Origin of the sequence: Pedobacter gandavensis (assembly GCF_032678465.1) — a bacterium.
GTDB classification, from domain to species: Bacteria; Bacteroidota; Bacteroidia; order Sphingobacteriales; family Sphingobacteriaceae; genus Pedobacter; species Pedobacter gandavensis_B.
The window spans coordinates 454,999-481,584 of the sequence record NZ_JAVTSK010000001.1 but is presented as its reverse complement, the minus strand read 5'-3'; the positions used below and the strand labels follow the sequence as shown (position 1 = coordinate 481,584).

Annotated in this window: 30 protein-coding genes; 22 read left to right on the top strand and 8 right to left on the bottom strand. The window is 39.4% G+C overall.

What is annotated here, in order from left to right:
* Window positions 1-2 precede the first annotated feature (2 nt).
* The 9 genes from R2Q94_RS02045 (at window position 3) to R2Q94_RS02005 (ending at window position 6,735) form a co-directional block, all read left to right on the top strand.
* A complete protein-coding gene (locus R2Q94_RS02045; protein WP_316819764.1) occupies window positions 3-401 on the top strand; it encodes a DUF1648 domain-containing protein in 399 nt (132 codons plus the stop codon).
* A 24-nt stretch (window positions 402-425) separates the two neighbouring features.
* On the top strand, window positions 426-1,115 hold the full coding sequence (locus tag R2Q94_RS02040) for a YjjG family noncanonical pyrimidine nucleotidase (protein WP_316819763.1): 690 nt from the start codon (window positions 426-428) through the stop codon (window positions 1,113-1,115).
* A gap of 67 nt (window positions 1,116-1,182) precedes the next feature.
* A complete protein-coding gene (locus R2Q94_RS02035) occupies window positions 1,183-1,890 on the top strand; it encodes a DUF4476 domain-containing protein (RefSeq protein ID WP_316819762.1) in 708 nt (235 codons plus the stop codon).
* A 23-nt stretch (window positions 1,891-1,913) separates the two neighbouring features.
* Window positions 1,914-2,426 carry a DinB family protein gene (locus tag R2Q94_RS02030; protein ID WP_316819761.1) on the top strand — a complete coding sequence of 171 codons (513 nt, stop codon included), beginning with the start codon at window positions 1,914-1,916 and terminating at the stop codon, window positions 2,424-2,426.
* Window positions 2,427-2,491: 65 nt separating this feature from the next.
* Window positions 2,492-2,878, top strand: coding sequence for a hypothetical protein (locus R2Q94_RS02025; protein WP_316819760.1), 387 nt, complete (start codon window positions 2,492-2,494; stop codon window positions 2,876-2,878).
* Between the two features lie 21 nt (window positions 2,879-2,899).
* Entirely contained in the window at window positions 2,900-4,243 is a 1,344-nt protein-coding gene (locus tag R2Q94_RS02020; RefSeq protein WP_316819759.1) for a flippase, read from the top strand.
* Window positions 4,244-4,435: 192 nt separating this feature from the next.
* Window positions 4,436-5,062 carry a hypothetical protein gene (locus R2Q94_RS02015; RefSeq protein ID WP_316819758.1) on the top strand — a complete coding sequence of 209 codons (627 nt, stop codon included), beginning with the start codon at window positions 4,436-4,438 and terminating at the stop codon, window positions 5,060-5,062.
* Window positions 5,063-5,066: 4 nt separating this feature from the next.
* On the top strand, window positions 5,067-5,834 hold the full coding sequence (locus R2Q94_RS02010; protein ID WP_316819757.1) for a class I SAM-dependent methyltransferase: 768 nt from the start codon (window positions 5,067-5,069) through the stop codon (window positions 5,832-5,834).
* 1 nt (window position 5,835) lies between these two features.
* The gene (locus R2Q94_RS02005) at window positions 5,836-6,735 is read left to right on the top strand and encodes a glycosyltransferase (RefSeq protein ID WP_316819756.1); all 900 of its coding nucleotides are present in this window, start codon (window positions 5,836-5,838) and stop codon (window positions 6,733-6,735) included.
* Between the two features lie 318 nt (window positions 6,736-7,053).
* Here R2Q94_RS02005 and R2Q94_RS02000 read toward each other — a convergent pair whose 3' ends face one another.
* Window positions 7,054-7,803 (bottom strand): class I SAM-dependent methyltransferase, encoded by a 750-nt coding sequence (locus tag R2Q94_RS02000; RefSeq protein ID WP_316819755.1) that lies wholly within the window; start codon window positions 7,801-7,803, stop codon window positions 7,054-7,056.
* A 208-nt stretch (window positions 7,804-8,011) separates the two neighbouring features.
* Between R2Q94_RS02000 and R2Q94_RS01995 the strand changes: the two genes are divergently transcribed.
* Both R2Q94_RS01995 and R2Q94_RS01990 read left to right on the top strand, forming a co-directional pair.
* Window positions 8,012-9,283 carry a glycosyltransferase gene (locus R2Q94_RS01995; protein ID WP_316819754.1) on the top strand — a complete coding sequence of 424 codons (1,272 nt, stop codon included), beginning with the start codon at window positions 8,012-8,014 and terminating at the stop codon, window positions 9,281-9,283.
* 15 nt (window positions 9,284-9,298) lie between these two features.
* Window positions 9,299-10,048, top strand: coding sequence for a glycosyltransferase family 2 protein (locus R2Q94_RS01990; protein WP_316819753.1), 750 nt, complete (start codon window positions 9,299-9,301; stop codon window positions 10,046-10,048).
* Window positions 10,049-10,130: 82 nt separating this feature from the next.
* Here R2Q94_RS01990 and R2Q94_RS01985 read toward each other — a convergent pair whose 3' ends face one another.
* A complete protein-coding gene (locus tag R2Q94_RS01985; RefSeq protein WP_316819752.1) occupies window positions 10,131-10,847 on the bottom strand; it encodes a 3-ketoacyl-ACP reductase in 717 nt (238 codons plus the stop codon).
* Between the two features lie 148 nt (window positions 10,848-10,995).
* Window positions 10,996-12,795, bottom strand: a complete 1,800-nt coding sequence (gene typA, locus R2Q94_RS01980) for a translational GTPase TypA (RefSeq protein ID WP_316819751.1) — start codon at window positions 12,793-12,795, stop codon at window positions 10,996-10,998.
* 300 nt (window positions 12,796-13,095) lie between these two features.
* Here typA and R2Q94_RS01975 point away from each other — a divergent pair, with 300 nt between their 5' ends.
* On the top strand, window positions 13,096-13,773 hold the full coding sequence (locus R2Q94_RS01975; RefSeq protein ID WP_316819750.1) for an oxidoreductase: 678 nt from the start codon (window positions 13,096-13,098) through the stop codon (window positions 13,771-13,773).
* Window positions 13,774-13,776: 3 nt separating this feature from the next.
* On the opposite strand, the gene R2Q94_RS01970 is transcribed toward R2Q94_RS01975, so the two are convergent.
* Entirely contained in the window at window positions 13,777-14,625 is an 849-nt protein-coding gene (locus R2Q94_RS01970; RefSeq protein ID WP_316819749.1) for an alpha/beta hydrolase, read from the bottom strand.
* 120 nt (window positions 14,626-14,745) lie between these two features.
* On the opposite strand from R2Q94_RS01970, the gene R2Q94_RS01965 reads away from it, so the two are divergent.
* The 9 genes from R2Q94_RS01965 to R2Q94_RS01925 all read left to right on the top strand — a co-directional run bounded on the left by R2Q94_RS01965 (window position 14,746) and on the right by R2Q94_RS01925 (window position 22,136).
* Window positions 14,746-15,450 (top strand): esterase family protein, encoded by a 705-nt coding sequence (locus R2Q94_RS01965; protein ID WP_316819748.1) that lies wholly within the window; start codon window positions 14,746-14,748, stop codon window positions 15,448-15,450.
* Window positions 15,451-15,551: 101 nt separating this feature from the next.
* Entirely contained in the window at window positions 15,552-16,523 is a 972-nt protein-coding gene (locus tag R2Q94_RS01960) for a hypothetical protein (protein ID WP_316819747.1), read from the top strand.
* Window positions 16,524-16,621: 98 nt separating this feature from the next.
* Complete coding sequence (locus R2Q94_RS01955; RefSeq protein ID WP_316819746.1) at window positions 16,622-17,722, top strand: carboxylate-amine ligase; 1,101 nt, start codon at window positions 16,622-16,624, stop codon at window positions 17,720-17,722.
* A gap of 2 nt (window positions 17,723-17,724) precedes the next feature.
* Window positions 17,725-18,558 (top strand): glutamine amidotransferase-related protein, encoded by an 834-nt coding sequence (locus tag R2Q94_RS01950; protein ID WP_316819745.1) that lies wholly within the window; start codon window positions 17,725-17,727, stop codon window positions 18,556-18,558.
* A gap of 45 nt (window positions 18,559-18,603) precedes the next feature.
* Window positions 18,604-19,791: a hypothetical protein gene (locus R2Q94_RS01945; RefSeq protein ID WP_316819744.1), complete on the top strand. Its 1,188-nt coding sequence runs from the start codon at window positions 18,604-18,606 to the stop codon at window positions 19,789-19,791.
* 24 nt (window positions 19,792-19,815) lie between these two features.
* A complete protein-coding gene (locus R2Q94_RS01940) occupies window positions 19,816-20,001 on the top strand; it encodes a FeoB-associated Cys-rich membrane protein (RefSeq protein ID WP_316819743.1) in 186 nt (61 codons plus the stop codon).
* Window positions 20,002-20,019: 18 nt separating this feature from the next.
* On the top strand, window positions 20,020-20,607 hold the full coding sequence (locus tag R2Q94_RS01935) for a Crp/Fnr family transcriptional regulator (RefSeq protein WP_316819742.1): 588 nt from the start codon (window positions 20,020-20,022) through the stop codon (window positions 20,605-20,607).
* An 87-nt stretch (window positions 20,608-20,694) separates the two neighbouring features.
* The gene (locus R2Q94_RS01930; protein ID WP_316819741.1) at window positions 20,695-21,225 is read left to right on the top strand and encodes a YceI family protein; all 531 of its coding nucleotides are present in this window, start codon (window positions 20,695-20,697) and stop codon (window positions 21,223-21,225) included.
* Between the two features lie 35 nt (window positions 21,226-21,260).
* Window positions 21,261-22,136, top strand: coding sequence for a pirin family protein (locus R2Q94_RS01925; protein WP_316819740.1), 876 nt, complete (start codon window positions 21,261-21,263; stop codon window positions 22,134-22,136).
* A 49-nt stretch (window positions 22,137-22,185) separates the two neighbouring features.
* Here the strand turns inward: R2Q94_RS01925 and ispF are convergent, their stop codons facing one another.
* Window positions 22,186-22,665, bottom strand: coding sequence for a 2-C-methyl-D-erythritol 2,4-cyclodiphosphate synthase (gene ispF, locus R2Q94_RS01920; RefSeq protein ID WP_316819739.1), 480 nt, complete (start codon window positions 22,663-22,665; stop codon window positions 22,186-22,188).
* Between the two features lie 373 nt (window positions 22,666-23,038).
* Between ispF and R2Q94_RS01915 the strand changes: the two genes are divergently transcribed.
* Window positions 23,039-24,637: an SUMF1/EgtB/PvdO family nonheme iron enzyme gene (locus R2Q94_RS01915; RefSeq protein ID WP_316819738.1), complete on the top strand. Its 1,599-nt coding sequence runs from the start codon at window positions 23,039-23,041 to the stop codon at window positions 24,635-24,637.
* Window positions 24,638-24,722: 85 nt separating this feature from the next.
* On the opposite strand, the gene R2Q94_RS01910 is transcribed toward R2Q94_RS01915, so the two are convergent.
* Genes R2Q94_RS01910 through R2Q94_RS01900 form a run of 3 tightly spaced genes read right to left on the bottom strand, consistent with a single transcriptional unit; the run spans window position 24,723 to window position 26,580 of the window.
* Window positions 24,723-25,220 (bottom strand): biotin/lipoyl-containing protein, encoded by a 498-nt coding sequence (locus tag R2Q94_RS01910; RefSeq protein WP_316819737.1) that lies wholly within the window; start codon window positions 25,218-25,220, stop codon window positions 24,723-24,725.
* 2 nt (window positions 25,221-25,222) lie between these two features.
* Entirely contained in the window at window positions 25,223-25,879 is a 657-nt protein-coding gene (locus R2Q94_RS01905; RefSeq protein ID WP_316819736.1) for a DUF4159 domain-containing protein, read from the bottom strand.
* A complete protein-coding gene (locus R2Q94_RS01900; protein ID WP_316819735.1) occupies window positions 25,876-26,580 on the bottom strand; it encodes a 16S rRNA (uracil(1498)-N(3))-methyltransferase in 705 nt (234 codons plus the stop codon). The genes R2Q94_RS01905 and R2Q94_RS01900 overlap by 4 nt, the downstream gene beginning before the upstream one ends.
* Between the last annotated feature and the right edge of the window lie 6 nt (window positions 26,581-26,586).

Below are 26,586 nucleotides of genomic sequence, written 5' to 3'. Positions count from 1 at the left end.
CCATGGCTACTACAAAAAGACCCGTAATTAAACTGAAACTGTCTTTATTTGACAAAATAGTGGAAGGAATCGGGTTTTTACTGTTAACGCTGCTGTGGCTATGTGTGTTTGTGCAATATGCCGGACTACAAGAATCTATCCCTATTCATTTTAATTTTTCAGGAAAAGCAGATAGTTTTGGTCATCAATCTGATATTTATAGTCTGCCGATGCTTGCCACAGCACTATACATCCTGTTAACCTTTGTCAACAATTTCCCACATTATTTCAACTATTTAACGCCAATTACTGCTGAGAATGCCCGCCGACAGTATATCATGGCTACCCGATTACTTCGTTACTTAAAAGTTCTGGTTGTTGTTATCTTTGCTATGCTCATCAGCATCACCATTCACTACTGATGAACAGTATAAAAAAACACGATCATGATTAAACATATTTTCTTCGATTTAGACCACACGATTTGGGATTTTGATAAGAATGCAGAAGAGACACTGATGGAATTATACCATCATTATAAACTGGCTGAATTAGGACTAAGTTCGGTCAGCTCATTCATCGAAACCTATACGGAAAACAACCATTTGCTTTGGGCAGAATATCATCTGGGAAAAATCAGTAAGGAAACCTTACGTTCAGAACGTTTCAGTAAAACCTTTATACAATTAGGAATCTCACCGGAACTTATTCCTGCACAATTTGAAGATGATTATGTAAGGCTCACTCCCATAAGAACCAATTTGTTTGAAGGTTCAAAAAAAGTGCTGACCTACCTGAAAGAGAAATACACTTTACATATCATTTCAAATGGCTTTAAAGAAAGTACGCTGACTAAAATGGATAAATCCGGTCTAAACCCTTACTTTTCAAATGTGATCATTTCTGAAGATGTAGGTGTAAATAAACCAGATAAAGCCATTTTTGAGTATGCGCTCGACAAAGCCAAAGCCACAAAACCAGAAAGCATAATGATTGGGGATAGTTTGGAAGCCGATATCCGTGGTGCACAGGACTTTGGTATCCAGGCGATATTTTTTAATCCGCTACATAAGGAAAAACCAGCGGATGTGATCTGGCAAATCAATCACCTGGAAGAGTTATTGCTTCATTTCTAATCGCCCTAAGCGATTCTTCGGATTAAATTCGTATACTTATCTTTTGCCATACCTGAACAAAATCCTTATGAAAAAACTTTTGTTACTGATCACCATCCTTGTCCATAGTATGACTATTCTTGCACAGAATGGGCGTAGCTCTTCCGAATTGTTTATTGAAATTCCAGACCGTGGAGATTACGTCATTCATGTAGACGGTGACCTCGTAGGAACTTCAAAAGGACGTTTCCGTTTTTATGACATTAGAAATACTGCGCCTACAGTGGTGGTAATGAAGGACAATGCAGAAATATTCCGCCGACGCATCAATTTACCATACAACACGCGCTTAGTGGCTAGTTACTCGCAAAGAACAGGCTGGAGAAACCTTACTACATTGAACCTTTTTGACCGTGGGGAATACGCACTGGACAATTGGGACCGAGCAATCTTTTCGGATCGCCCTGCTCCCGGACCTGATTATGGCCCAGGTTCAAAGTATGATGACCTGATGACTCCGGAAGAATTCAAACAATTACTGGCTACAGTTAAAAAAGAACCCTTCTCTAAACAACAGCTAAAAATCATCAAGATTGGTTTAAGAAACTCCTTGATTAGCACAGGGCAGCTGGTGGAATTAATGAAAGTACAAACATTTGACGGGGACCGCCTGGAAACGGCAATAGCAGCCTACCCTTCCCTAGTTGACAAAAAGAATGCGCTCAAAATTGGAGATGCATTTGGCTTTTCAATGAGTAAGGATAAATTTTTTGAGTTTCTAGATAAACAAAGGTAATCATCGCATCATCTTCAGGAATCATGGATATTGAAAAGAACTATCAAAAAATCCGGAACAGCGTGTCGGCCTATCAAAATAGACTGGCAGAATTGGATGAAGATCGATTTCTTCAAAGCCCGCCTATCGGAGGCTGGTCTTACAGTGAAGTGTATTTTCATATTTTTGATTCCAGTATACTTTCTTTAAGTGCTATGATTGATGCCACAAAGGGTCAGCGAAAACCTACTGCTTTTGCAGTAAAACTGATCTTATTTTTTGGGACTCTTCCCCCTGGAAAGAAATATAAGGCGCCAAAAAGGCTGGCGGAAAGGTTGAAAAAAATCAGCAGAAAGGAATCGAATGCATTGATCCTGGAGTTCTTACAACAATTAGAAAAAGACCTGTTGGTCCTCAAAAATGCCGACAAAACCTTAAAGACAGCTCATCCCAGATTGGGTTACCTAAATGCTTTTCAGTGGCTCCGCTTTATTGGAATTCATCTGGATCACCATTTGCAACAATTACACAGGATTGATCAAAGCTTTAATCGATAACCCAACAAATTTCACATCTTTGCCTATCTTTTATCTCTTTTTAAAGATAAATAAATCCAAAACTTATGAAAAGGATCCTTTATATCAGTTGTTTTGTCCTGGCACTTGCTGCCTGTAACAGTGAACCTAAGCAGAGTCAGAATGTAATTACTCCTACTCCAGGAGGTCTTCCTTCTTCAACTCCCGTAATGGCAAATGGCGAAAGACCAGCAAACAATCCAGCACATGGACAACCTTTTCATGATTGCGCATTACCAGTTGGTGCACCATTAAATGCACAAAATCCGGCAGCCGGACCAGCAACAAATGCAACAGCAAGCCCGGCAGTGCAGCAAAATCCTGCTGGCACTACACCAAATCCTCCTGCCAATCAAAAAGAAGCAAAGCTAAATCCTGCCCATGGATTGCCAGGTCATGATTGTGCAATTCCTGTTGGCGCCCCCTTAAGTTAATTCAGCAAAGAGCAAGCGAGCATGAAAATCCCAAATATCCCTGGTTTTGACCAGGGAGCGATAGAGAAATACGCTAAAAATGCAGGCTGGTTGATGATTGCCCGTGTGGGTAGTCTGGGAATAAAAATTGTCGTGAGCATCTGCGTCGGAAACTATCTTGGTCCCAAGGCATTTGGGATTTACAATTATCCACTCGTATTTACTACATTTTTCATTGCTGCTGCAGCTTTGGGATTAGATGGCTTTGTTACCCGTGAACTTTTAAGGTTCCCGGAAAAGAAAAATGAATTGCTGGGGACGGCATTCCTCTTAAAAATGGTTGGCGGTATCCTTGTCCTCCCACTCGTCTATATCGCTTATCATCTTGCAACAGATTTCACCAGAATCGATGCCCCGCTGTCCTATATCCTGGTGGTCAGCTTAACTGGAATTATCCAGGCATTTAACATCATCGACAGCTATTTCCAATCCAGGGCGCAGGGCAAATTCATCATGACTGTGCAAGTCATGGGTAACCTCTTATCTGCTGCTTTTAAGATCATTCTGATCCTGCTCGACAAAAGTCTGAACTGGTTTATTGCTGCGCTATTGATCGATGTGATTGCATTGGCAATAGGTTATATTTATGTCTACCAAAAACAAGGAGGATCCATCTTTGATTGGAAATTTGAAAGCCCCTTAGCCCGGTTTTTACTAAAAAACTCCTGGCCAATCGCATTTTCGGCCATACTGATTTCAGTCTATATGAAAATAGATGCCTTGATGATCCAGGGATACCTGGGTTCTGAACAACAAGGAATCTACTCCAGTGTAGTACAGCTCTCCGAAGCCTGGTACTTTATTCCCGTAGCTATTGTGACCGCAGTTTTCCCTGCCATCATGAATGCGAGGAGAGATGACCCTGAAAGGTACCAGAGGAGAATGCAGAACATGTACGACCTGATGGTCTGGATCAGTCTCAGCATCGCGATTTTTATGAGCATTGCTTCCCCTTTGATCTACCATTTATTTTATACCCCCGACTACTGGCCAGCAGCACATGTGCTTACCATACACATCTGGGCAGGGATTTTCACCTTCCTGGGTACCGCAAGCGGACAATTTCTGATTGCAGAAGGTTATACCAAACTGTCCATGCTTCGCACGGGTGCCGGTGCCTTTATCAACATCGTTTTAAACATCTGGTGGATTCCTAAATACGGAATTACCGGGGCAGCTTTCGCTACCTTAATTGCCTATGCCAGTTCAAATTTCATGATTCTACTGATTCCTAAAACACGTCAGCAGGGAATCATGATGCTCAAATCTCTATTCCTCATTACCCTGTTTGAAAAGCTCAAAAACAGGACATCCGCAGCTAAATAATTTATCTGATTCAATAATTATACGGATATATTAGCTTTTTGCGTTTAACATTTTAACTTTGACAGTCAAATGACCTATTTCATATCGTTTAGATATGATTGAAAATTGGCTGAAATTTGCTGATCCTATCGCTTTTGTCCGATCAGGACTCAAACTGATAAGGTAAGAAAACAAACAAACACATATTTACAGATGAATTCCTTAAGAAAGGTAGTAAGATCAATCGTTTTTAAACCAAAAAACATCCTGGACCTCATACAGTTGAAGTCTAAAATTAAAAATTCATCAGGGCCATTGAACATCATCATTGGATCAGAGAATACTGCCTACGAAAATTGGCTGCCTACCAATATAGAGAGTTTAAACTTATTGGAGACAGATTCTTTTGAGAACTTGTTTGGCGGAAAGAAAGCTGCAAAATTCCTTGCGGAACACGTATTTGAACACATCAGCTATACTGATGCCTTAACCGCTTTGAAAAACTGTTATGCCTATATGGAGAAAGGTGGCAGCATCAGAATTGCAGTACCAGACGGTTTTCATCCCAATCCGGATTATATAGAACAAGTAAAACCGGGTGGACATGGAGAAGGTTCTCATGACCATAAGTTACTGTACGACTACCAGAAACTAAGTAAAGTGCTGGAAGATGCTGGTTTTCGCGTTAAGCTATTGGAATATTATGATGAAAATAAACAGTTTCATTTTGTCGACTGGAAAAGCGAAGACGGCCATATTTTAAGGTCCAGAAGGTTCGACAAACGCTTTAACGAGCCATTAGGTTATTCTTCATTGATCATTGATGGTATAAAAGATTAATCAAATGGCCATCATCACAGAAGATATCGTAGCCTCATATAACGACTTCTACACCGATAGCGATGTAGAATGGCGAATGCTTGGAGCAAAATCCAAAGCAAAAAACATCATAGAGGTATGTCAGGGAATTCAGCCAAAAAAGATATTGGAAGTAGGCGCGGGAGATGGCAGTATTTTACATTACTTAAATGAATGGAATTTTGGTTCAGAACTCTATGCGCTGGAAATTGCGGATAGTGGTGTTGAATTGATCAAAAAACGTAATTTAAGCAAACTTAAGGAAGCCAGCCGTTTTGATGGCTATACCATTCCTTATCCGGACAACAGTTTTGATCTGGTGGTTCTGGCACATGTTTTAGAACATGTGGAGCATGAACGCGTCCTGTTAAGAGAATTAAAAAGAGTCGCTACACATGTAGTGATTGAGGTACCACTGGATTATCGTTTTGGTGTAGACCGTAGGATGAAACATTTCCTGGATTATGGCCATATTAATATGTACAGCCCTACATTGATCCGGTTCCTGGTACAAAGTGAAGGTTTTGTAATCGAAGCGGATAAAACCAGCCTTACTCCTATTGATACCATTAAATTTTGCGAATTTAAGGTAAAGAAAACACCAAAAACACTCCTCACTGTTTTAAAAATTGAGCTGGAACACCGGGTTAAAAACATCCTAGGTGCCCTTCTTGGAAAGAATAAAAAGGAACAATTTGGGAACGCTTATACCGTTCTCTGTAAAAAATCAAACCAAAATCTGGAGATCTTCTAATATGCAGCTTTTTGCGCCCATTGCTTTATTTGTTTATAACCGTCCACAACATACGGAGCGTACCATAAAATTTCTTCAACAGAACGAATTGGCCTCAGAAAGTCGTTTATTCGTGTTCTCTGATGGTGCAAAATCAGCAGAAGACCAGGCTAAGGTGCAGGAGGTCCGTGACTTGTTAAAAAACATAGCGGGCTTTAAATCTGTAGAAGTCATTGAGCGTCCCGAAAATATGGGCCTGGCCAATTCAGTGATTGCCGGGGTAAGCCGACTGGTTAAAGATTACCAGCAAGTGATTGTTATGGAAGATGATCTGATCACTTCTCCTTTCACACTCAGTTATTTCAACGAAGCATTAACACGTTACCGAACAGAAGAGCAGGTGATGCACATCGGTGCATACATGTACCCACTAAAAGAAAACAACCTCCCGGAAACTTTCTTTTATCGTGCAGCCACCAGTTGGGGCTGGGCAACATGGGAACGTGCATGGCAACATTTTGAACCAAACATTGATACTTTAATGCATCAATTTGATGCGCGTAAAAAATCGGCGTTCTCTATAGAGCATAAAATGAATTTCTGGAAGCAAATGGAGGATTTTAAGAAGGGGAAGAACAATTCCTGGGCAATCCGCTGGTATGCTTCCATCTTTTTAAAAGGAGGTTTGACACTTAATCCTGCTCAATCGCTGGTCAACAATATTGGGCATGATGGAACAGGAATTCATTCCGGAATCAACGATATATACAATGTGATCATTCATCCCAAGCCAATTCAGCAATTTCCTACAGAAATTAAAGAAAATCAACAGGCTTACGAAACCATAAAAAGCTTCTTATCTACCCGTAAAGGGACTTTATGGGAACGGATCAAAAGATACGTAAAGCAGCGTCTGAACTAAATTTTCTTTTTAAGAACCCTAAAGGGATTGGGATAGACCTTCAATAGCAGAGTGGTTTTCCAGTCTCTTTAAGGGCAGCCGGGAAAGCTTTTGGAAGCCATTTACCCCTACAAAGCCCTACCAGAGCCCCAATAGCGCTCTAGTAGGGCCCTCAAAGATGGAAGTTCAGTATCAACTGCATATCCCTCCAGGCCCTTTTAATTCTGCCATCCTCGTTTATTTTCTGCTACCTCTGAAATTTTAATGCGCTATCCCCTGATTAATCCTATAATTCCTCATCAAAGCGATTTGATATCCTCTTTTGGCGAGTTATTCAGTTTACATTTTTCTAGCTTCTAAAATAATGTAAGGAGATAACATTTTCGAATTAAAGGGAAGCACTTTCGTGAAAACTTTACCTGCAAACCAGATCACTTTCTTTAAGAGACGAACGCTGAAGGGTTTTTGTTGTTCATTTTCTAGCCATAAGCTGAAATTACCAAAGTATTTAGCCTGAATCACTTCCAGTCCTGCCTGTTTACAGATATCGGCCAAAAGCTTAGGATCCATACAATCGATGTTATGCTTATCATAATTCTCCCGGTCGTAAGTTTTTTGAAACCAACCGTTCAAAGCTTTAAAATTAGGAAGTGTGATGAACAAAGTTCCACCAGATTTTACAAAAGCAATATGACGATTAATGATGTCCGCAGTATCATTGAAGTGTTCAATCAAGCCACAAGACAAGACCAGGTCAAATTGTTGTGTTGGCTGGTAGCTGAACAAATCTGTTTCAATGATATTGATGTCACTTGGCTTCAAATGATTGGCTTCCAATAAGGCATTGGTCACCGGCTGATGTACGAAATAATCGAGCAGTGTGACATCAAGTTTAAAGTACTTTTTCAGAAACACTGCATAATATCCAGGAAAACCGCCCAGTTCAATTGCCGTTCTTACCCCTCGTTTGGTGATAATTTCGCCAAGTTCCTGATGAAACAAGTAATTTGATGGAATATTCACCGTAAGGCCGGTTTTACTTTCCCAATAATTTACCCAAAACTGTCTGTCGGTTAACAGGTTTTCCATATGTTATTTATCGCTTTTTTTTATTTTAAGGGCTGTTTTTTCTTTTAAAAACCTTGATTCATTGTCATATTCCGATTATAAGCCATTTGTCAGCTTACAGCTTAGGATTGTTTCAATTTTTAAATTAATTTTAGCGGGATACAAACCAGCTCCTCATTTTGGAACGAAAATACAGAAGAATTTAACAATAACCGCTAATTTTGATAGATTGAAAGTAGTTCACCTAAATACATACGAAGGAAATGGCGGCGCCGGAAGGGCTTGTCTGCGGCTAAATGATGCACTAAAAGCAGTTGATGTTGATTCTGAGGTAATGGTTTATTTTCAATTTAAAGAAAGTAAACTGACTACTGCTTTCAACAAAAATCCATTTCAAAGGGCTATAGCTGTTTTTAAAATACTGGCAGAACGTTATTTATCGAAAGCTTTTTCCAAAGCCCTGAAGACTCCCTTTTCCTTACAATGGTTTGGCAGATCGGTGATTCACCATCCAAAGGTAAAAGCAGCAGATGTGATTCATTTGCATTGGATCAATCATGGTTTTATGTCTCCGAAATTCCTGGCCCAACTGGATGAGCTGGATAAGCCGGTGGTCTGGACTTTTCACGACAGTAATGCTTTTACAGGAGGTTGCCATGTGCGTTATTCCTGTGAAAATTACCATAAGGAATGTGGAAATTGTCCATTGTTAAAATTTAGTGGAAAAGATGATTTTTCCCATAGCAACTGGTTGCAAAAGAAGAAAGCATATTCTGAATTGAATTGTCACATTGTGGCTCCCAGCCATTGGATGGCAGATTCCGTAAAATTGAGCAGTTTATTGGGGACAAGAGCGATTACGGTCATCCCAAATACAATAGAAACCAAAGTATTTAAGCCTTATGTTAAATCTGAAGCAAAGAAGGTATTAAAAATCAATCCTGATAAGTTTGTACTCATGAGTGGCTTTATGCCTTCAAAAAACGACAAACATAAGGGTACAAGCTACCTTATTGACGCTTTAAATGACCTGGCTGGCAGACCAGGAATCATCAAAGAAAACATTGAACTGGTAATTTTCGGTAACAAAGACAATGCAGACATGCCGGAATTCCCTTTCAAAACTACATTTCTGGGAACCATCAATAACGATAGTCACCTGGCCAAATGTTACTCTGCGGCGGATGTCTTTATCACGGCTTCTCTGGAAGACAATCTGCCAAATACAGTAATGGAGAGTCTGGCCTGTGCAACACCTGTGGTCGCTTTTAAAACCGGTGGAATCCCAGACATGGTAAAACACCTTGAAAATGGATATTTAGCAGAATATAAGTCTTCGGAAGATCTGGCCACCGGAATTGAATGGTTATACCATGATGAAAATGCTCCGGATATCCAAAAAGAAGCCCGAAGAACGATATTAACTGAGTTCTCGGAGTCTGTTATTGCGGAAAAACACTTATTATTGTACCAATCCCTGATTAATTCACAGCCCCGTTAATTTTACCGTCTACATATGCAACCAAAGCTCAGCGTCATTACCATCGTTTATAATAATGTAAAGGATATTGAGCGTACGATGCTTTCTGTGTTAAATCAGACTTATCCGAATATCGAATATATCGTCATCGATGGTGCCTCTACTGATGGCACTAAAGACACGATCTACAACTATAAGTCGCGCCTGGCACAGTTTATTTCTGAACCAGACAAAGGGATTTATGATGCGATGAACAAGGGACTTGCACTGGCTACAGGTGATTATGTATTATTCATGAACTCTGGTGATGAGATTTATGCTCCGGTAACGGTTGCCGAAGTATTTGAAAGCGCTTCTGCTGCAGATATTTATTACGGAGAGACGGAGATGTACGATGAAAACTGGCATAGCTTAGGGCAACGAAGACATCAGGCGCCGGAAACCTTTAGCTGGAGAAGTTTTAGGTTTGGCATGTGTATTAGTCACCAGGCAATATATGTGAAACGCAGTCTGGCAGAACCATTTGATTTACAATATAAATATAGTGCTGATATCGACTGGATCATCAAGGCCGCAAAAAACGCTTCGAGCATCGTGAATACACACAGTTACGTGGCTAAGTATTTAGTAGGCGGGATTTCTAAGAAGAAACACATGGCGAGCCTAAAGGAGCGTTTTAAAATCTTCAGCAAATATTATGGTTTTGTGCCTAATGTAATCAACCATCTTTTCATTGCGATCAATTTAGGACAATATTATATCCGTCATCGTCGTACCAACGATTAAGACTGAGGGAATCAGCAGATTCTTTGCTTACAAAAAAGGGACAAGCTTTTAGCTTATCCCCAAAAGGTATTTCTATAAAATATTATGGGTTGGTAGACCACAGTCCTGCTTCTTTCACAAAAACTCTGCGATTTAATTTCAATTGAGAAACCACCAGTTCTGCAAAATCTTCTGCCTGCATCACGCGATCAGGATTACCGTCCGTTAATTTCAGGTCAATGGCCATATCTGTTGCCACAGTACTCGGTACCAGTGTGGTCACGCGGATATTGTGCTTGCGACTTTCCTGCATTAATGATTCAGACATTCCGATTAATCCAAATTTAGAGGCACTATAAGCACTGGTAACTGCTCCTCCATTTTTTCCTGCAGTAGAGGAAACGTTCACAATGTCACCTGTTTTTCTTTCGATCATTTCAGGAAGAACAGCACGTGTTACATAATATGGTCCTAATAAATTCACTTTAATGATCTCTTCCCATTTGGCTGGTTCCAGTTCCATAAAAGATCCAAAAGCACCAATTCCGGCATTGTTGATCAGGATATCAATAGGACCTAATGCTGATTTAAGCACATCTACCGCAGTATTTACCGCATTGATATCTGAAACATCCATCGTTGAAATGGCGGTTTTAACACCATATTGCTGGAGCTCTGCAGCAACCTTCTCCAGGTCGGCAGCTGTTCTTGCGGCTAAACCTACATTCACACCTTCCTGTGCTAATGCAATTGCGATCGCACGTCCAAGTCCTTTTCCCGCACCGGTAATGATTGCATTTTTTCCTTTCAATGATTCCATATGATCTTCTGTTTACGTTTAATAAAGCACAAAACTAAGAAAAAACAGGGTCGCTTAATCAGGCTAATGATACAAATGACTTCAAAATAGAAAAGCTCCTGAACATGAGGTTCAGGAGCTTTTTCCAAATATGATTAATTCTAAAGAATTATCCGATTTTGTTGTTTTTACGTGCAGATTCTGTTAAGTGAATCTTACGTAAACGCATGCTCAATGGAGTAACTTCAATGTACTCATCAGCCTGGATATATTCCATACACTCCTCTAAAGAGAATTTAATTGCCGGAGCAATACGTGTATTGTCGTCTGTACCTGAAGCACGCATGTTGGTTAAAGCTTTACCTTTAACAATGTTAACTACTAAGTCATTGTCACGGATGTGCTCACCCATAATCTGACCTTCGTAAACATCAACACCCGGATCAACGAAGAAACGACCACGGTCTTGTAACTTATCAATTGAATAAGCAGTAGTTGTACCTTTTTCCATTGAAACCAATACACCGTTTAATCTTCCAGGGATAGTACCTTTCCAAGGCTCATAAGCTTTGAAACGGTGTGCCATAATCGCCTCACCACCAGTAGCAGTTAATACGTTATTTCTTAATCCAATGATACCACGTGCAGGGATTTCAAATTCTAAGTGTTGTAAATCACCTTTTGGTTCCATGATCAACAACTCACCTTTACGTTGAGTTACCAATTCAATTACTTTACCAGCAACATCACCAGGAACATCCACGATTAAAGTTTCAATAGGCTCACATTTTTTACCATCAATTTCTTTAATGATCACTTGTGGCTGACCTACCTGAAGCTCATAACCTTCGCGACGCATGGTCTCGATCAATACTGATAAATGGAGAATACCTCTACCATAAACCAGGTATGAATCAGGAGATTCAGTTTCCACTACTTTAAGTGCCAAGTTTTTCTCCATCTCTTTGTAAAGACGTTCTTTGATACGTTGAGACGTTACAAATTTACCTTCTTTACCGAAGAATGGTGAGTTATTAATGGTGAACAACATGTTCATCGTTGGCTCATCAATTTTGATTACAGGCAATTGTTCTGGTGCCTCAAAATCAGCAATTGTATCACCGATATCAAATCCTTCAATACCTACAACAGCGCAGATATCACCAGATTTTACTTCAGTAGCACGAACTTTTCCTAAACCTTCGAATGTATATAATTCTTTTACTCTTGATTTTACAATCTTACCATCACGTTTGATTAAAGTAACCGGTTGGTTTTCTTTAATTGAACCGCGGTGAACACGTCCAACTGCAATACGACCTACGAAAGATGAATAATCTAAAGAGGTGATCTGCATTTGTAATGTACCTTCGTTTGATGGTGCAGCAGGAATATTCTCAACAACAGCATCTAATAAAGCAAAGATATCTGTAGTTGGAGTTTTCCAGTCTGTACTCATCCATCCTTGTTTAGATGAACCATAGATTACAGGGAAGTCTAACTGCTCTTCTGTAGCTTCAAGGTTAAAGAACAATTCAAAGATTTGCTCATAAACCTCTTCCGGGCGACAGTTTTCTTTATCTACCTTGTTTACAACAACGATTGGTTTAAGACCAAGAGCCAATGCTTTTTGTGTAACGAAACGAGTTTGAGGCATTGCACCTTCAAACGCATCACACAATAACAATACTCCATCAGCCATTTTCAATACACGTTCTACTTCACCACCAAAATCGGCGTGACCAGGGGTATCAATAATGTTGATTTTTACATCTTTATACATCACAGATACGTTTTTGGAAACGATGGTAATACCACGTTCACGTTCCAAATCGTTATTGTCAAGTATTAAATCTCCTGATTGTTCGTTATCACGGAAGATTGAACAAGAGTGTAAGATCTTATCAACCAGTGTAGTTTTGCCGTGGTCAACGTGTGCTATGATAGCTATATTTCTTAATTTTTGCATAAATGCGTGTGAATTTTTGCGCAAAGATACAATTTATTATCGACATATCAATCAATTAGTTAAGAGCAAATAATGAAAAATAACGAGGGTTTTATAATAGCATCGTAATGACCCTTTTATTATGAAGCTTTATTGTAGCTACGGGAAGGAATTTGTACTTTACAGCACCATATCCCGATGCTGATTCGGAAGGGTAAAAAAAGCAAAAGATTTTTATACTTTCTGAAAAAACAAAAGCTTACTGTATAGAAAAACAATACTCCTGACTTTAGAAAATTCAATTTACCCCTAAAAATCCTCATGAAAAAAAAAGCAATAGTACTTGGTGCCAGTGGTTTAATCGGATCTAGTTTGTTGACACAATTACTCGCTAGTCCGGATTACGAAGCGGTTTTAGTGCTGGTTAGAAGGAAATTGGATCGGGAGCATCCGAAACTGCAACAGTTGTTGGTTGATTTTGACAAAATAAATGATTATCGGTCAGAAATTACCGGAGATGTTGTTTTTTGCTGTCTGGGAACCACCAGAAGTAAAAGCCCGGATCTGAATGCTTACCGTAAAATTGATTATTTGTATCCCTTGGATATCGCTTCCATTGCAGAAGCAAACGGTGCCAGTCAATACCACCTGGTCTCTTCTATGGGGGCAAACCCAAAATCCAGCATTTTTTATTCACGCCTCAAAGGTGAAACAGAACGCGACCTGCAAAATATTCCCTTCAAGAGTATTCATATCTACAGACCCTCTTTACTGGATGGTGAACGAAAAGAACACCGTACTGCAGAAGGATTTATGATTGGCCTGATGCGTGTGCTGAACCCGTTTTTAATCGCTGGTCTACGGAAATATAGAAGTATAAAAATAGAAAAAGTCGCTTTGGCCATGTTAAAAGCATCTTTAAAAGATACAGAAGGCGTATTTATTTACCCCTCAGATGAAATCTTTGAAATTGCTTCAAAAAATAATTCTGAGGCATAGGACTTACAGCCTATAGGTCTTACGGCCAAAAGCCCAGCATAAAAACGCCGGCATCGCTTTAGCCCAGGTGGAAACCTCGTGCTTTCCTCCTACCATTTCATAATAAGCGATGTCCTGTGGCCGCTGGTATCCCTTTTTCAATAGCTCTTTAATCACATCAATCGTATCATCTATAGAATCGATAATCATGTTGTGGTTTCTATCGGCAGTTTCATCTTCTGTACCTGTCATCAGCCAGAATTTTAAATCCGGATGCGCATTACTTTCCCGGATCATGCGGTGCAGGATACGATTTTCATCAGTATATCCCTCTTTAAGGTCTTTATCTCTCCACCAAAATGCGCCGGAAAATACACCTGTGAGGTCAAAATAATCCGAATTGTTCCAGGCGATGTCGAATGCGGAGATTCCCCCAAGCGAACAACCTGCAAAGCCCTTTTTCCCATTAATTGTTATCCCCAGTTCCTGCTGAATATAAGGCAACAATTCTGTCATCACAAAATCGCGATAAAGACCTGCGTTCGAGCCCCTGCCCAAATAATCCGGAACACCAGCGACACCATATTCCTGAATTCGATGCGCTGAGGCATGTATGGCCACTATGATTAAAGATTCCAACCTGTTTTTTTCATTCAGCGCATTCAAGGTCTGCTCAATATTTAAGGCTACAGCATCCTGACCATCATTTAGAAGCAACAGATTTATGGTTTCATTACCCAATAAATTGTCAGGGATAAAAAACTCAAGAGGAACTGTTCTTTTTAAAATGGCAGAAGAAATTGTATTCTGACTTCGGATAACTGTGGAAAGGAACATAACAATAGAATAGTCTACAAAGGTACCAATCTTCATAAAACCTTCGTAAAACAGGCCGCTTTTTTACTTAATCACCAGATTTATAGAAAGAAATGCAACAATCAACTTGTGTTTGAAAATAGTTTTTTATACCTTAAAGCAGCTAATTTCCTTGTTATGGTGGAAACTTATAAAAAGTGGTATAGTCCACATTTAAGTGGAGATTTCGAGCTGTTAACCTTCGGAGAGTCTGGCTATCCTTTGGTATTATTCCCAACCAGTATGGGCCGCTATTATGAGTCCAAAGATTTCTATTTACTGGAATCCGTACGTCAATTCCTGGAAGAAGGGAAAGTAAAAATTTATTGTGTAGACAGTATTGATAAAATGAGCTGGTACAACAAAACCATTTCCCCTGCCGATCGCATCAGAAACCATATTTGGTATGATCAACTCATACTTAAAGAGCTTGCTCCTATGGCCCGACAAGAAACTGGTCAGGAGAAAATCATTACGGCAGGATGCAGTTTTGGAGGGTACCATGCGGCAAATTTTGCCTTTCGCCATCCATGGCTGGTTAGTCATCTGTTCAGCATGAGTGGGATATTTGACATTCGCGGCCAACTGGATGGCTTCTACAATGATGATGTCTATTTCAATAATCCCGTCGATTTCCTGCCACATGACCAGAACAGAGAATTGTGGAATATGAAGATTGTTTTGGGAACAACCGACAGAGATCCTTGTAAAGCAGACAATGAAAGGCTTTCCAGGATACTGACAGAAAAAGGAATTGACCATTGGCTGGATATACGTGAAAATGCAGCGCATGACTGGCCCATATGGCGGGAAATGTTCCCAGCTTACCTGGCTCAATTCTGAGTTGGAAAAACCAGCCCCCTGCTTCAGCCTCCAAGAACATCGAACTGAATAACAAAACAATAAACAGCAATACGAGCAAAATCCATTAAACCCAGGAACGAATGAAAAAAATCGGAATCTTATTCGGGCAGGAAAGATCCTTTCCAGCAGCCTTTGTAAAGCGTGTCAATGAAATAGAAGGAAAGGATATTATTGCAGAACCTGTAAGTATTAACAAAATTTTTCAGGCCAAGCCCTTAGACTATGCTGTGATCATTGACCGTATTTCGCAGGATGTTCCCTTTTATCGCGCAGCGATGAAAAATGCAGCAATTACAGGAACTGCGGTGATCAATAATCCATTTTGGTGGAGTGCGGACGAAAAATTCTTCAACAATGCATTGGCTGTAAAATTAGGAATTCCAGTCCCGAAAACGGCTTTAATTCCATCATACGATCAACCTGAAGATACCTCAGATGCTTCCTTTAGCAACCTTGCTTTCCCAATGGACTGGGAAGGAATTTTTGAATACACCGGATTTCCTGCTTACATGAAGCCCTTCGATGGTGGCGGCTGGAAGGAGGTTTACAAGCTCAATGATCAGGAAGATTTCTTTGATAAGCACAGCAGAACCAAACAAACGGTCATGATGCTTCAGGAAGAAATCGTCTTCGACGAATATTACAGATGTTATTGTATTGGTGGGAAATATGTGAAAATTATGCAATATGAACCGAGAAATCCCGCACACCTGAGATACGTTGTAGATACAGCACCATCTAGTGAAAAACTTTTGAAGACCATTCACAATGAGGTGATCAAACTCAATCAATACCTTGGTTACGACTTCAATACTGTGGAATTTGCAGTTAGAGATGGAATTCCTTATGCCATTGATTTCTGTAATCCAGCTCCGGATGCAGATGTATCGAGCGTTGGATTGGAAAACTTTGAATGGGTGGTGGAAACTTCGGCAAGGTATGCTATAGAAAGGGCAAAAGCACATATTGAAGACCAGGATAACCTAACCTGGGGTGAATACATCAGGACTGCTGCCAATGGAACTCCGCTGACTGGTAAAACGCCCATATAAATTTCAAATGACAGTAATAAGATCAATAAAACTGCTAAATACCAGCCTCCACAATATTTAGCTATAAATAACAGGTATCAAAAGCTAAAAACTAAAACATGAACATTTTTACACTTGGCGTAGAGGAAGAATACATGGTGATCGATCCTGTAACCCGCGAATTAACCTCACATGATCAAAAAATTGTAGAGGCAGCACAAAAAATACACAAAGACCAGGTTAAGGCAGAAATGCACCAGGCCGTGGTGGAGGTAGGTACAGGTATTTGTAGAAATACCACAGAAGCCCGTGCAGAGATCTCCCAGCTACGCTATACCGTTTCTCAATTGGCAGGAGAACAAGGCTTAAGGATCGGAGCTGCAGGTACACACCCCTTCTCCCATTGGGAAAAACAGCTGATCACAGAGCATCCCAGATATAATGAGATTGTGAATGAACTTCAGGAAGCTGCCAGATCTAATCTCATCTTTGGTTTACATGTTCATGTAGGCTTCCAATCCAGAGAACTTGCCATTCATATCGCTAATCAGGTGCGTTATTTTTTACCGCATGTATTTGCTTTATCCACCAATTCCCCCTTCTGGGAAAGTAGAAATACTGGATATAAATCCTTCCGCACGAAAGTTTTTGATAAATTTCCGAGAACAGGTATTCCGGATATTTTCAATAGCATTGAGGATTATGATAATTATGTGAAATTGCTGATCAAGACGAATAGTATTGATAATGCTAAAAAAATATGGTGGGACATCCGAGTTCATCCATTCTTTGAAACGATAGAATTTAGAATTTGTGATTGTCCGATGCTGATTGATGAAACTATGGCATTTGTAGCCTTGTTTCAGGCCTTGTGTGCCAAATTGTACAAACTTCGTCTGCAAAACATGAAATTTATCAGTTACTCCAGGGCATTAATTAATGAAAATAAATGGAGAGCAGCCAGATATGGTATCGATGGCAATCTCATCGATTTTGGAAAAGAAATGGAAGTGAACTGCAGAAATCTGGTCTTGGAATTACTAGATTTCGTAGATGATGTAGTAGACGATCTGGGCTGTAGGGAGGACCTGAATTACGTACATACAATCCTGGCCAACGGAACCGGTGCGGATCGGCAATTGGCTGTTTACGAACAAAATGGTAACTTTGAATCTGTGGTCGACTATATTACCACACAAACATTATTAGGTGCCAGATAGCTATGAACAAGGATAAAAATAACATAAGAGTTGCTGTAATTGATATGAATAATGGAGTAGCAAATCAAGGAATGCGTGGCATCCAGGAGATTTTACATCGTTACCGCAAAGAAACAGCAACCAATCTCTCTTTTGATCTTTTTGATTTGAGGTTAAAGGGAGAAATTCCTGATAGTAGCTATGACATCTATATTTCCAGTGGAGGTCCGGGCAGCCCATTTGATGGTATCGGAACACAATGGGAAAATGATTTTTTTGCATTGATGGACGAACTGGAAGCTTTTAACCTTCAAAATGAACACCATAAGAAACATGTTTTCTTAATTTGCCATTCCTTTCAAATGGCTTGCCGCAAATTTGGAGTAGGTAAAGTCATCAAAAGACGCTCTACAGCTTTCGGTATTTTTCCCATCTTTCTAACCGAAGAGGGTGAAAATGATCCTGTTTTTAATGGCCTGCCGAATCCTTTTTATACGGTAGATAGCAGAGACTGGCAAGTCATCAATCCCGAAGATATCTTTTTCTCCAATAATGAAGCAGAAGTATTGGCATTGGAAAAAGACCGCCCGCATGTTGAACTGGAACGTTGTGTCATGGCCATTCGCTTTACTCCGGAAATTGTAGGCACACAATTTCATCCGGAAGCAGATCCTGTAGGCATGAAGTTATATTTGCTGCAAGAAGATAAGAAACAAGCAATTATAGAAAATCATGGGGAAGAAAAATACCTGGATATGCTGAATAGTGTGGATGATCCAAATAGAATTACACTGACCCAAAGTCTGATTTTACCAAACTTTTTAAACGAGGCATTGAATGCCCTCCAAGAAGCATAGAGCATTTCACAACTGGCTTTTTACTTTTTGTAAACAGGATAAAATATGATCGAAAGCTACAGAACTTCTTTCAATGAGCAATTTTCTACTGATAAGTATGATCTATTTTTGAAAACGCTGGAAAATGGCCTTACTGAAATTCCATTTCGGGTGGCAGAAACCCCCGTGTTCATTCCTTCTTACCTAAAAGATCAATTGATTGCTGCGGGTGATGAAATTATCGCTTTGATCAAGGACAAAAACTTTAAAAAACTTACCGAACATTCGATTCCTGCAGAATGGAATGTCCCAGGAGAAAATGACCATCCACATTTTCTTACTTTTGATTTTGGAATTTGTAAAGATCCATCAGGAAAACTGATACCAAAATTAATTGAGTTACAAGGCTTCCCCTCACTTTACGGTTTTCAGTCGCATTTAGCAAAGACTTATCAGCAGTCTTTTGGCTTATCCACCGACTTAAGCCCTTATTTTAATGGTCTTGATGAGCAGAACTACCTTACTTTACTAAAAGAAATAATCGTCGGTAAGCATGAGGCACAGGAAGTTGCATTAATGGACATTGACGCCCCTCATCAGAAAACCGCAATTGATTTTATCCTTACCGCAAAATACCTTGGCATCAAAATCTTGAGCCTCTCCGACATTAAAAAAGAAGGAAATCACCTTTTTTATGAGGAAAATGGGAGCAAAATCAGGTTAAAAAGAATTTATAACCGTTTGATCTTTGATGAGATTAGTCATAACACTGCTATTTTCAATGGTAGTTTTGATCCACGGCAAACCTTGGACATTGAGTGGATCACACACCCAAACTGGTTCTATCGGATCAGCAAGTACACCATGCCTTTCTTGAAAAGCGATTTTGTTCCCCTCACCTATTTTCTGAAAGACCTAAAGGAGATTCCTAATGATTTAGAAAACTATGTATTGAAACCTCTATTTTCCTTTGCAGGTATGGGCGTGATTATTGATGTACAAAAAAAAGACATCGAAAGTATTACTGATCCTGAAAATTGGATACTTCAGGAAAAAGTAAATTACGAAGCTGTGGTTCAGGCTCCTGATGACGGTATTAAAGTAGAAATCAGACTGATGTATTTATGGCCGGAAGGAAAAGAACCAATACTGACCATCAGCCTGGCGAGATTAAGTCGCGGGAAAATGATCGGTGTCCGGTACAATAAAGATTTTGATTGGGTCGGCGGAACAGTTGGCCTGATGGAAAAGTAAATTTACATTTAACAGACCAGCCTAATGCAGGCTTTACCTAGTTTTGTATTTATGGATACTCAAACCATATTAGTTGTCATTCTTTTCATTGCCGCTATATTTTACATTGGCCGCATGATTCTTAGATCAGTATCTCCTAAAAAAGGAGGCTGTGCATCTAACTGCAAATGCGGTGTAGATTTTTCCAATATAGAACCTAATAAAAAATAGATTTCATCTATATCATATATGTTCGAACAGTTCAAACTCTATTTACAGCAGAAGGTTGCCATTACAGATGAGCAATTCGACTTAATTTCAGATCGTCTTAAAGTAAAGAGTTTTGAGAAAAATGAAATGATTCTGATGAAAGGTGAAGTCTCTTCTCATGGTTATTTTGTACTGAGCGGATTGTTGCGTAGTTACGCTATAGATGCCAAAGGTAAAACCCATATTATCCAGTTTGCACCGGAACAATGGTGGCTTTCTGATCGAAATGGGATGTTTAATGAAGCCTCAGAGTTTTTTATCGATGCGATTGAACCTACTCAAGCAGTAGTAATGCCCAGAAATTTTATTGACGAGGCCGCAAAACATGTCCCTTGCATGTATGATCTGAACAATTCTATGCTGAACAATTCCATTCGTTTCATGCATAAGAGAATCAATATGCTACTAAGCGCTACGGCAGAAGAGCGATATCTTAACTTTATTCAGCTTTACCCAAACCTTACTTTAAGAGTGCCACAATGGATGATTGCCTCCTATTTAGGCATCACACCTGAGTCGCTCAGCAGGGTTCGTAAAGATCTAGCACACAAGCATTTTAAAGTTTAATACTTTCTTAACATACATCAATGTATGCCAGCCATTATGGCCGTAATTTTGTGTTGTAAATCAAGAACATTTAAAAACAACAATATTATGGCAACTACTCAATGGACATTAGATCCAACTCACAGTGAATTACAGTTTAAAGTAAAACACTTAATGATCACTACAGTAACCGGAAGCATGAATACCTTATCAGGGTCTTTAACTTCTGATACCGAAGATTTTGAAAATGCAAAGGTTATTTTTGAAGCAGACATCAACTCAATTGATACTGGAAATACAGATAGAGACAACCACTTAAAGAGCGGTGATTTCTTTGATGCTGAACAGTTTGCAACAATGAATTTCACTTCCAGTTCTTTTGAGAAGGATGGTGGTGATTATGTGTTAAAAGGTGATTTAACGATTAAAGGTACTACCAAACCGATCAAATTAAATGTAGAATTTGGTGGTATTGCTACTGATCCATGGGGTAATACTAAAGCAGGATTTACAGTTAGTGGCAAAATCAACCGAACTGATTTTGGTTTAACCTGGAATGCAGCATTGGAAACTGGCGGAGTGATGGTGAGTGAGGACGTTAGAATATTAGGCGAATTACAGTTTGTGAAACAAGCTTAAAACTACACGTCCATTTAATTTAGAATGGAGAGGTAATGAATGAAAATATAAAACAGGTATCGGCGGTTTTGAATCCGCCGGCACCTCACATGGTTGGAGATGGATTTAGGGTTCATAACTTTTTCCCAAATGGGTATAAACTTAAAATGAGTCCTTTTTTCCTATTGGATTACAATTCAAAAATCCAGTTTTCTGCACGCAATGAGCCTAGAGGTGTTGGTGTACATCCACATCGTGGATTTGAGACAGTGACCATCGCTTACCATGGGGCGGTTGCACATCATGATAGCGCAGGAAACAGTGGTGTCATCTACCCAGGCGATATCCAATGGATGACTGCTGCAAGTGGCATTCTACATAAAGAATATCATGAAGAAAACTTCAGTAAAAAAGGTGGTGCTTTTCAAATGGTACAATTGTGGGTTAATTTACCTGCAAAAGACAAGATGAGCAAGCCGAAATATCAGGCGATTAGTCAGGCAGAAATTGCAAAACATCAATTGCCAAATGCTGCTGGTACGATTGAGGTGATTGCAGGACAATACCAGGGCACAAAAGGAACTGCAAGTACTTTTACACCAATTCAGGTATACAATCTACACCTCAACCAAGGCGGAAAGGCCACTTTCAACTTTCCAGCTGATTTCAATACGGCCTTTATGATCATTGAAGGGGAAGTAAAAGTTAATGGTAAGGAAAGCGCAAAAGCAGACCAGCTGATTCATTTCAGGAATGAAGGTGAGGAAATTCTTGTAGAAGGTCTTCAGAATAGTATTGTACTTGTATTAAGCGGCGCCCCGATCCATGAGCCGATCGTACAATATGGGCCTTTTTTAATGAACAAACCTGAAGAAATCCAGCAAGCCATTTCGGATTATAACCAGGGTAAATTTGGCTATCTCGAAGAATAACATGCTTTCTATAAGGAGCCGGTATCTGAAATACCGGCTTTTTTAACACCTATAATTTTTGAATCAAACAAACTGCGTAAGCCACCACACCTTCTTCTCTCCCAATAAAGCCCATTTGTTCATTAGTGGTTGCCTTAATTGAAATGTCTTCTATATCCATACCCATAGCTATTGCAATGTGTTCTTGCATGGCTGGAATATGGGGATTGATTTTTGGCGCTTCCAAACAAAGCATCGCATCAATATTTCCAATTTCAAATCCCTTTTCTTTAACTAGCTTCACACTCTCCTGCAATAAGATCAGGCTGCTTATTCCTTTCCAACGAGGATCTGTATTTTTAAAATGATAGCCAATATCACGCAGGTTTGCTGCACCAAGTAAGGCATCACAAATGGCATGAAGCAACACATCCGCATCAGAATGACCAAAAGCACCCTTATGGTGTTCCAAATTTACACCTCCTACGATAAAAGGATGTCCATCCTTTAATTGGTGTACATCAAATCCAAATCCTACCTTAATCTTCATGTCTATATCTATTATATTATACGTAATTACCGCTTTTTCAAACCAGATCAGGCCTTTTTTCTAATCTTAGGCCAATTCCTCCGAAATTAAACAATTAAGCTAACCTTAAGGCCTACAGATTGGAATTTTTAAACAATCATTTGCAAATGATATAATTCACTACTGAAATGCTGATCGTTTGCCCGTACTTCCTCCATACATTCCAAACTGAAAAATGAAAGACATGCAGGGGGTATTTTTGAAAAAACCGCCTCAGATATGCGCAAAACATATTTTACAAAAGATTATTTTTTACTTAACTCGTATTTTTAGTTGCTCAATAACTCTTTTTTTATGTAATTTTAACAGTTAAAGCACTATGAGATCCCTCAATATGAAAAAATCATACTTATATTATTCGATTGCATCAATTGCAATCGTTGCTTCTCTCTCTTCCTGTAAGTCAAAATCAGGAACTTCAGAGAAGACAGGAATGGCGTATAACAAGCGCGAGTTTGGTGGCTTTGAAGTAAATAAAAAATTTAAACGAGGCCCAGGTCCAGGATTAGTAGAAATTGAAGGTGGAGTTTTTGTGATGAGTGGCAGTGCCATTAATGTTGCTGGAGAGGAACTTAGCAATTACAACCACAAAAGAGAAACTACTGTATCTTCCTTCTATATGGATGAGACCGAAGTTTCAAACACAAACTGGCTGGAATACTTAAACTGGATCCGTACCAACTATCCTACAGATCACGAATATTATTATAACGAACTACCTGATACCTTGGTATGGCGTAGACCTTTATCTTACAATGAACCTTACGTAGACAATTATTTAAGACATCCTGCTTATCAGGACTATCCGGTGGTAGGCGTTACCTGGGAGCAAGCTGACAGATATTGTGCATGGAGAACTGATCGCGTGAATGAATTGCTGCTTCGTGAAAAAGGTTATATGACCAGTTTCAAAGATCTGAATGGTGGAAACGCTAAATCCGCAAATGCCGCTGCTACTGCCAACAAAACACAAGGAGCATTCAATACTGACATTTACCTGAGCGGTCAGTACGATGATAAAGGAAAAAAGGCAATGAAAGACCTTAATCCATCCAATGCCGGCAATCCTAACGGAGGTGCAAATTCAGGTAGTAAAGGTGCAACCAGAAATGTTCGCTTGGAAGATGGAATCATCAAACAGCCATACCGTTTACCCACAGAAGCAGAATGGGAATATGCCGCGCTTGGCTTAATTGGCAACACTCAATATGAAAATATCAATGCCAATAAAATTTATCCATGGAATGGTCTTGGATTGAGTTCCGCTAAAAAAAGTACCCGAGGACTAATCTTAGCCAACTTTAAAAGAACTAAAGGAGATTATATGGGTGTTGGTGGATCATTAAATGATAAAGGTGGTTTAACCGTTGCTGTAAGGTCTTATACGCCTAACGACTTTGGCTTATACAACATGGCTGGAAATGTAAACGAATGGGTAGCTGACGTTTATCGTGCAAAAACATTCGAGGCTGCAGATGCATTTAATCCTTATAGAGGTAACTATTACCAGGATAAAAAAGTAGCTGACCCAATCAGCGGAAAAATAGAGATTGATAAGTATAACAGGCCAGTACTGACTGATGCCAAATCTTATAAAAAACAAACCTGGGCAGAAAAACAAGCTGCAGCATCAGCCCCTACACAAACTGCCACAAATACTTATGCAGATCAAAGGGGTTACCGTGATAAAGCGAATGAATTGTACGGTGAAATCACACTTGTAACCGATAAATCAAGAGTTTATAAAGGTGGATCATGGGATGATCAGGCATTATGGTTAAACCCGGCAACGAGAAGATTCCTGCAACAGGATGAGTCTACCGCCGATATCGGCTTCCGTTGTGCGATGACTATGTTAGGTGCATCTGAGATTAGGTCTTCAGGTAAACCACAATTTAAAAATAAAGCTGGAAAGGCGTTTAAATCACGCTAGTCAGCATTATAATCTAAAAAAAAAGGGGAACATTAATGCTCCCCTTTTTTTTTAGATTATAATGAATAAAGTATCAGGTTCGATGTTAGGCAAATTGAATCAAAAGGCCGTTCTTTTCTACCTTATCTCCTTTTTTTACCAGGATGCGTTTTATTATCCCTACCGCAGGTGATTTAATAATATTTTCCATTTTCATCGCTTCCAAGACCAATAAGCTATCTCCTTTATTCACTTCCTGGCCTTCAACAACCATAACTTGTAAGACTAAACCAGGCATAGGTGCTTTAAGCTCCTGAACCTTACTTGCAGCACTGGTATCCATTCCCAATTGTTTTAACAATTCGTCATACTGATCTTCGAGTTCTACCTGATATAAGTTACCATTTACCTTAACAATAGACTGTTTACCACTCACTTCACGCTCCACTATTTCTACCGTATAAGATTTATGCTGGTAAATGACATGTTGGATGTTCGCCGATAATTCCTTAGCATCAATATCCAATGGTTTTCCGTTGAGGAGTAAGCATTGATCCGCAACGGCTACCTCAAAATTGTACTGTTCATTTACTTTTACCTTCATCTTTATTGTGTTAATGCATACTGAACCAAATTAGCGCCCATTTTTAGCGCGCTCAAGCGCTTATCTTGTGTGTCTTCTGGATATGTACCGAAATCTTCCCAACCATTCCCCAGATCGCATTCAAATGTGTAATAACAGAGTATTCTTCCTTCTTGAATTAATGCTAATCCCTGAGGAGATTTTCCATCATGTTCATGGATTTTAGGTAAACCATTAGGGAATTTAAACTTTTGCTGATAAAGCGTGTGATCCGGTGGAAGTAGCACAAAAGAAAGCTCAGGAAAAACCTTTTTCATTTCTTTGCGGATAAACTTATCCAAACCATAGTTATCATCAATATGGAGGAAGCCTCCACCATTAAGGTATTTTCGCAGATTCTGAACTTCAGCATCACTAAAAACCACATTACCATGCCCGGTCATGTAAACAAAAGGGTAATTAAATAATTCTGGGCTTCCTACTTCAACAGTGGCATCCTGAGGAGCAAAGTTGGTATTTAGATTTTTATTGCAAAATTCAATGAGGTTCGGCAATGCAGTTCTATTAGCATACCAATCGCCCCCCCCATTATATTTCAGCTTAGCCATTTTATACGTTGGCGGCTTAAAGCCACACAACAAAAAGATCAATCCGACAACTAAGCCTACTTTTAATTTCATCTGTTTAAATAATTCACCTCAAAGCAGGCTGCTAATGCAGCAGTCTCTGTTCTTAGACGTGTATTACCTAAAGTTAAGGGTTTAAAGCCATTTTGCAAAGCGAGTTCGATTTCTTTGGGACTAAAATCCCCTTCAGGACCGATCAAAACAGTATAGTTTTGATGAGGTTCAACCACCTGACTGATATACAAACGAGGTTCTCCATCAATACAGTGCGCAATCATTTTAACAGAATTATTTTCTGTTTTTAGAAAATCACTAAAGGAAATTTGTGGATTTAATTTTGGGTGATAAGCCTGTAAAGACTGCTTTACCGCCGATGTGATCACTTTGTTTAGTCGATCTTCCTTGATGATTTTTCGTTCTGAGCGCTCACAGATGATCGTTGTAATTTCATCAATTCCTATCTCTGTTGCTTTTTCAAGGAACCACTCCAGACGATCAATATTTTTTGTAGGTGCCACCACAATATGTAGGTGATGGTTACGCTTTTGATATTCCTGCTCTGCTTTAATCACACGAAGTAGGACATTTTTCTTTCCTTCCCCTATAATTTCCGCCTCGTAAAAACCTCCCCTTCCATCAATTAGATTCACCAGATCACCTAATCCCAATCTCAGGACCTTTAAGCAGTGTTTACTTTCTTCTTCATTCAAAGAATACTCGTTGGCATCAATATCGGGGGTATAAAAAACGTGCATTGTTTA

Excerpts from the sequence above, each read along its gene's own strand:
- R2Q94_RS02045 (WP_316819764.1), top strand. The coding sequence starts at position 3 with ATGGCTACTACAAAAAGACCCGTAATTAAACTGAAACTGTCTTTATTT.
- R2Q94_RS02040 (WP_316819763.1), top strand. The coding sequence starts at position 426 with ATGATTAAACATATTTTCTTCGATTTAGACCACACGATTTGGGATTTT.
- R2Q94_RS02035 (WP_316819762.1), top strand. The coding sequence starts at position 1,183 with ATGAAAAAACTTTTGTTACTGATCACCATCCTTGTCCATAGTATGACT.
- R2Q94_RS02030 (WP_316819761.1), top strand. The coding sequence starts at position 1,914 with ATGGATATTGAAAAGAACTATCAAAAAATCCGGAACAGCGTGTCGGCC.
- R2Q94_RS02025 (WP_316819760.1), top strand. The coding sequence starts at position 2,492 with ATGAAAAGGATCCTTTATATCAGTTGTTTTGTCCTGGCACTTGCTGCC.
- R2Q94_RS02020 (WP_316819759.1), top strand. The coding sequence starts at position 2,900 with ATGAAAATCCCAAATATCCCTGGTTTTGACCAGGGAGCGATAGAGAAA.
- R2Q94_RS02015 (WP_316819758.1), top strand. The coding sequence starts at position 4,436 with ATGAATTCCTTAAGAAAGGTAGTAAGATCAATCGTTTTTAAACCAAAA.
- R2Q94_RS02010 (WP_316819757.1), top strand. The coding sequence starts at position 5,067 with ATGGCCATCATCACAGAAGATATCGTAGCCTCATATAACGACTTCTAC.
- R2Q94_RS02005 (WP_316819756.1), top strand. The coding sequence starts at position 5,836 with ATGCAGCTTTTTGCGCCCATTGCTTTATTTGTTTATAACCGTCCACAA.
- R2Q94_RS02000 (WP_316819755.1), bottom strand. The coding sequence starts at position 7,803 with ATGGAAAACCTGTTAACCGACAGACAGTTTTGGGTAAATTATTGGGAA.
- R2Q94_RS01990 (WP_316819753.1), top strand. The coding sequence starts at position 9,299 with ATGCAACCAAAGCTCAGCGTCATTACCATCGTTTATAATAATGTAAAG.
- R2Q94_RS01985 (WP_316819752.1), bottom strand. The coding sequence starts at position 10,847 with ATGGAATCATTGAAAGGAAAAAATGCAATCATTACCGGTGCGGGAAAA.
- typA (WP_316819751.1), bottom strand. The coding sequence starts at position 12,795 with ATGCAAAAATTAAGAAATATAGCTATCATAGCACACGTTGACCACGGC.
- R2Q94_RS01975 (WP_316819750.1), top strand. The coding sequence starts at position 13,096 with ATGAAAAAAAAAGCAATAGTACTTGGTGCCAGTGGTTTAATCGGATCT.
- R2Q94_RS01970 (WP_316819749.1), bottom strand. The coding sequence starts at position 14,625 with ATGAAGATTGGTACCTTTGTAGACTATTCTATTGTTATGTTCCTTTCC.
- R2Q94_RS01965 (WP_316819748.1), top strand. The coding sequence starts at position 14,746 with ATGGTGGAAACTTATAAAAAGTGGTATAGTCCACATTTAAGTGGAGAT.
- R2Q94_RS01960 (WP_316819747.1), top strand. The coding sequence starts at position 15,552 with ATGAAAAAAATCGGAATCTTATTCGGGCAGGAAAGATCCTTTCCAGCA.
- R2Q94_RS01955 (WP_316819746.1), top strand. The coding sequence starts at position 16,622 with ATGAACATTTTTACACTTGGCGTAGAGGAAGAATACATGGTGATCGAT.
- R2Q94_RS01950 (WP_316819745.1), top strand. The coding sequence starts at position 17,725 with ATGAACAAGGATAAAAATAACATAAGAGTTGCTGTAATTGATATGAAT.
- R2Q94_RS01945 (WP_316819744.1), top strand. The coding sequence starts at position 18,604 with ATGATCGAAAGCTACAGAACTTCTTTCAATGAGCAATTTTCTACTGAT.
- R2Q94_RS01940 (WP_316819743.1), top strand. The coding sequence starts at position 19,816 with ATGCAGGCTTTACCTAGTTTTGTATTTATGGATACTCAAACCATATTA.
- R2Q94_RS01935 (WP_316819742.1), top strand. The coding sequence starts at position 20,020 with ATGTTCGAACAGTTCAAACTCTATTTACAGCAGAAGGTTGCCATTACA.
- R2Q94_RS01930 (WP_316819741.1), top strand. The coding sequence starts at position 20,695 with ATGGCAACTACTCAATGGACATTAGATCCAACTCACAGTGAATTACAG.
- R2Q94_RS01925 (WP_316819740.1), top strand. The coding sequence starts at position 21,261 with ATGAATGAAAATATAAAACAGGTATCGGCGGTTTTGAATCCGCCGGCA.
- ispF (WP_316819739.1), bottom strand. The coding sequence starts at position 22,665 with ATGAAGATTAAGGTAGGATTTGGATTTGATGTACACCAATTAAAGGAT.
- R2Q94_RS01915 (WP_316819738.1), top strand. The coding sequence starts at position 23,039 with ATGAAAAAATCATACTTATATTATTCGATTGCATCAATTGCAATCGTT.
- R2Q94_RS01910 (WP_316819737.1), bottom strand. The coding sequence starts at position 25,220 with ATGAAGGTAAAAGTAAATGAACAGTACAATTTTGAGGTAGCCGTTGCG.
- R2Q94_RS01905 (WP_316819736.1), bottom strand. The coding sequence starts at position 25,879 with ATGAAATTAAAAGTAGGCTTAGTTGTCGGATTGATCTTTTTGTTGTGT.
- R2Q94_RS01900 (WP_316819735.1), bottom strand. The coding sequence starts at position 26,580 with ATGCACGTTTTTTATACCCCCGATATTGATGCCAACGAGTATTCTTTG.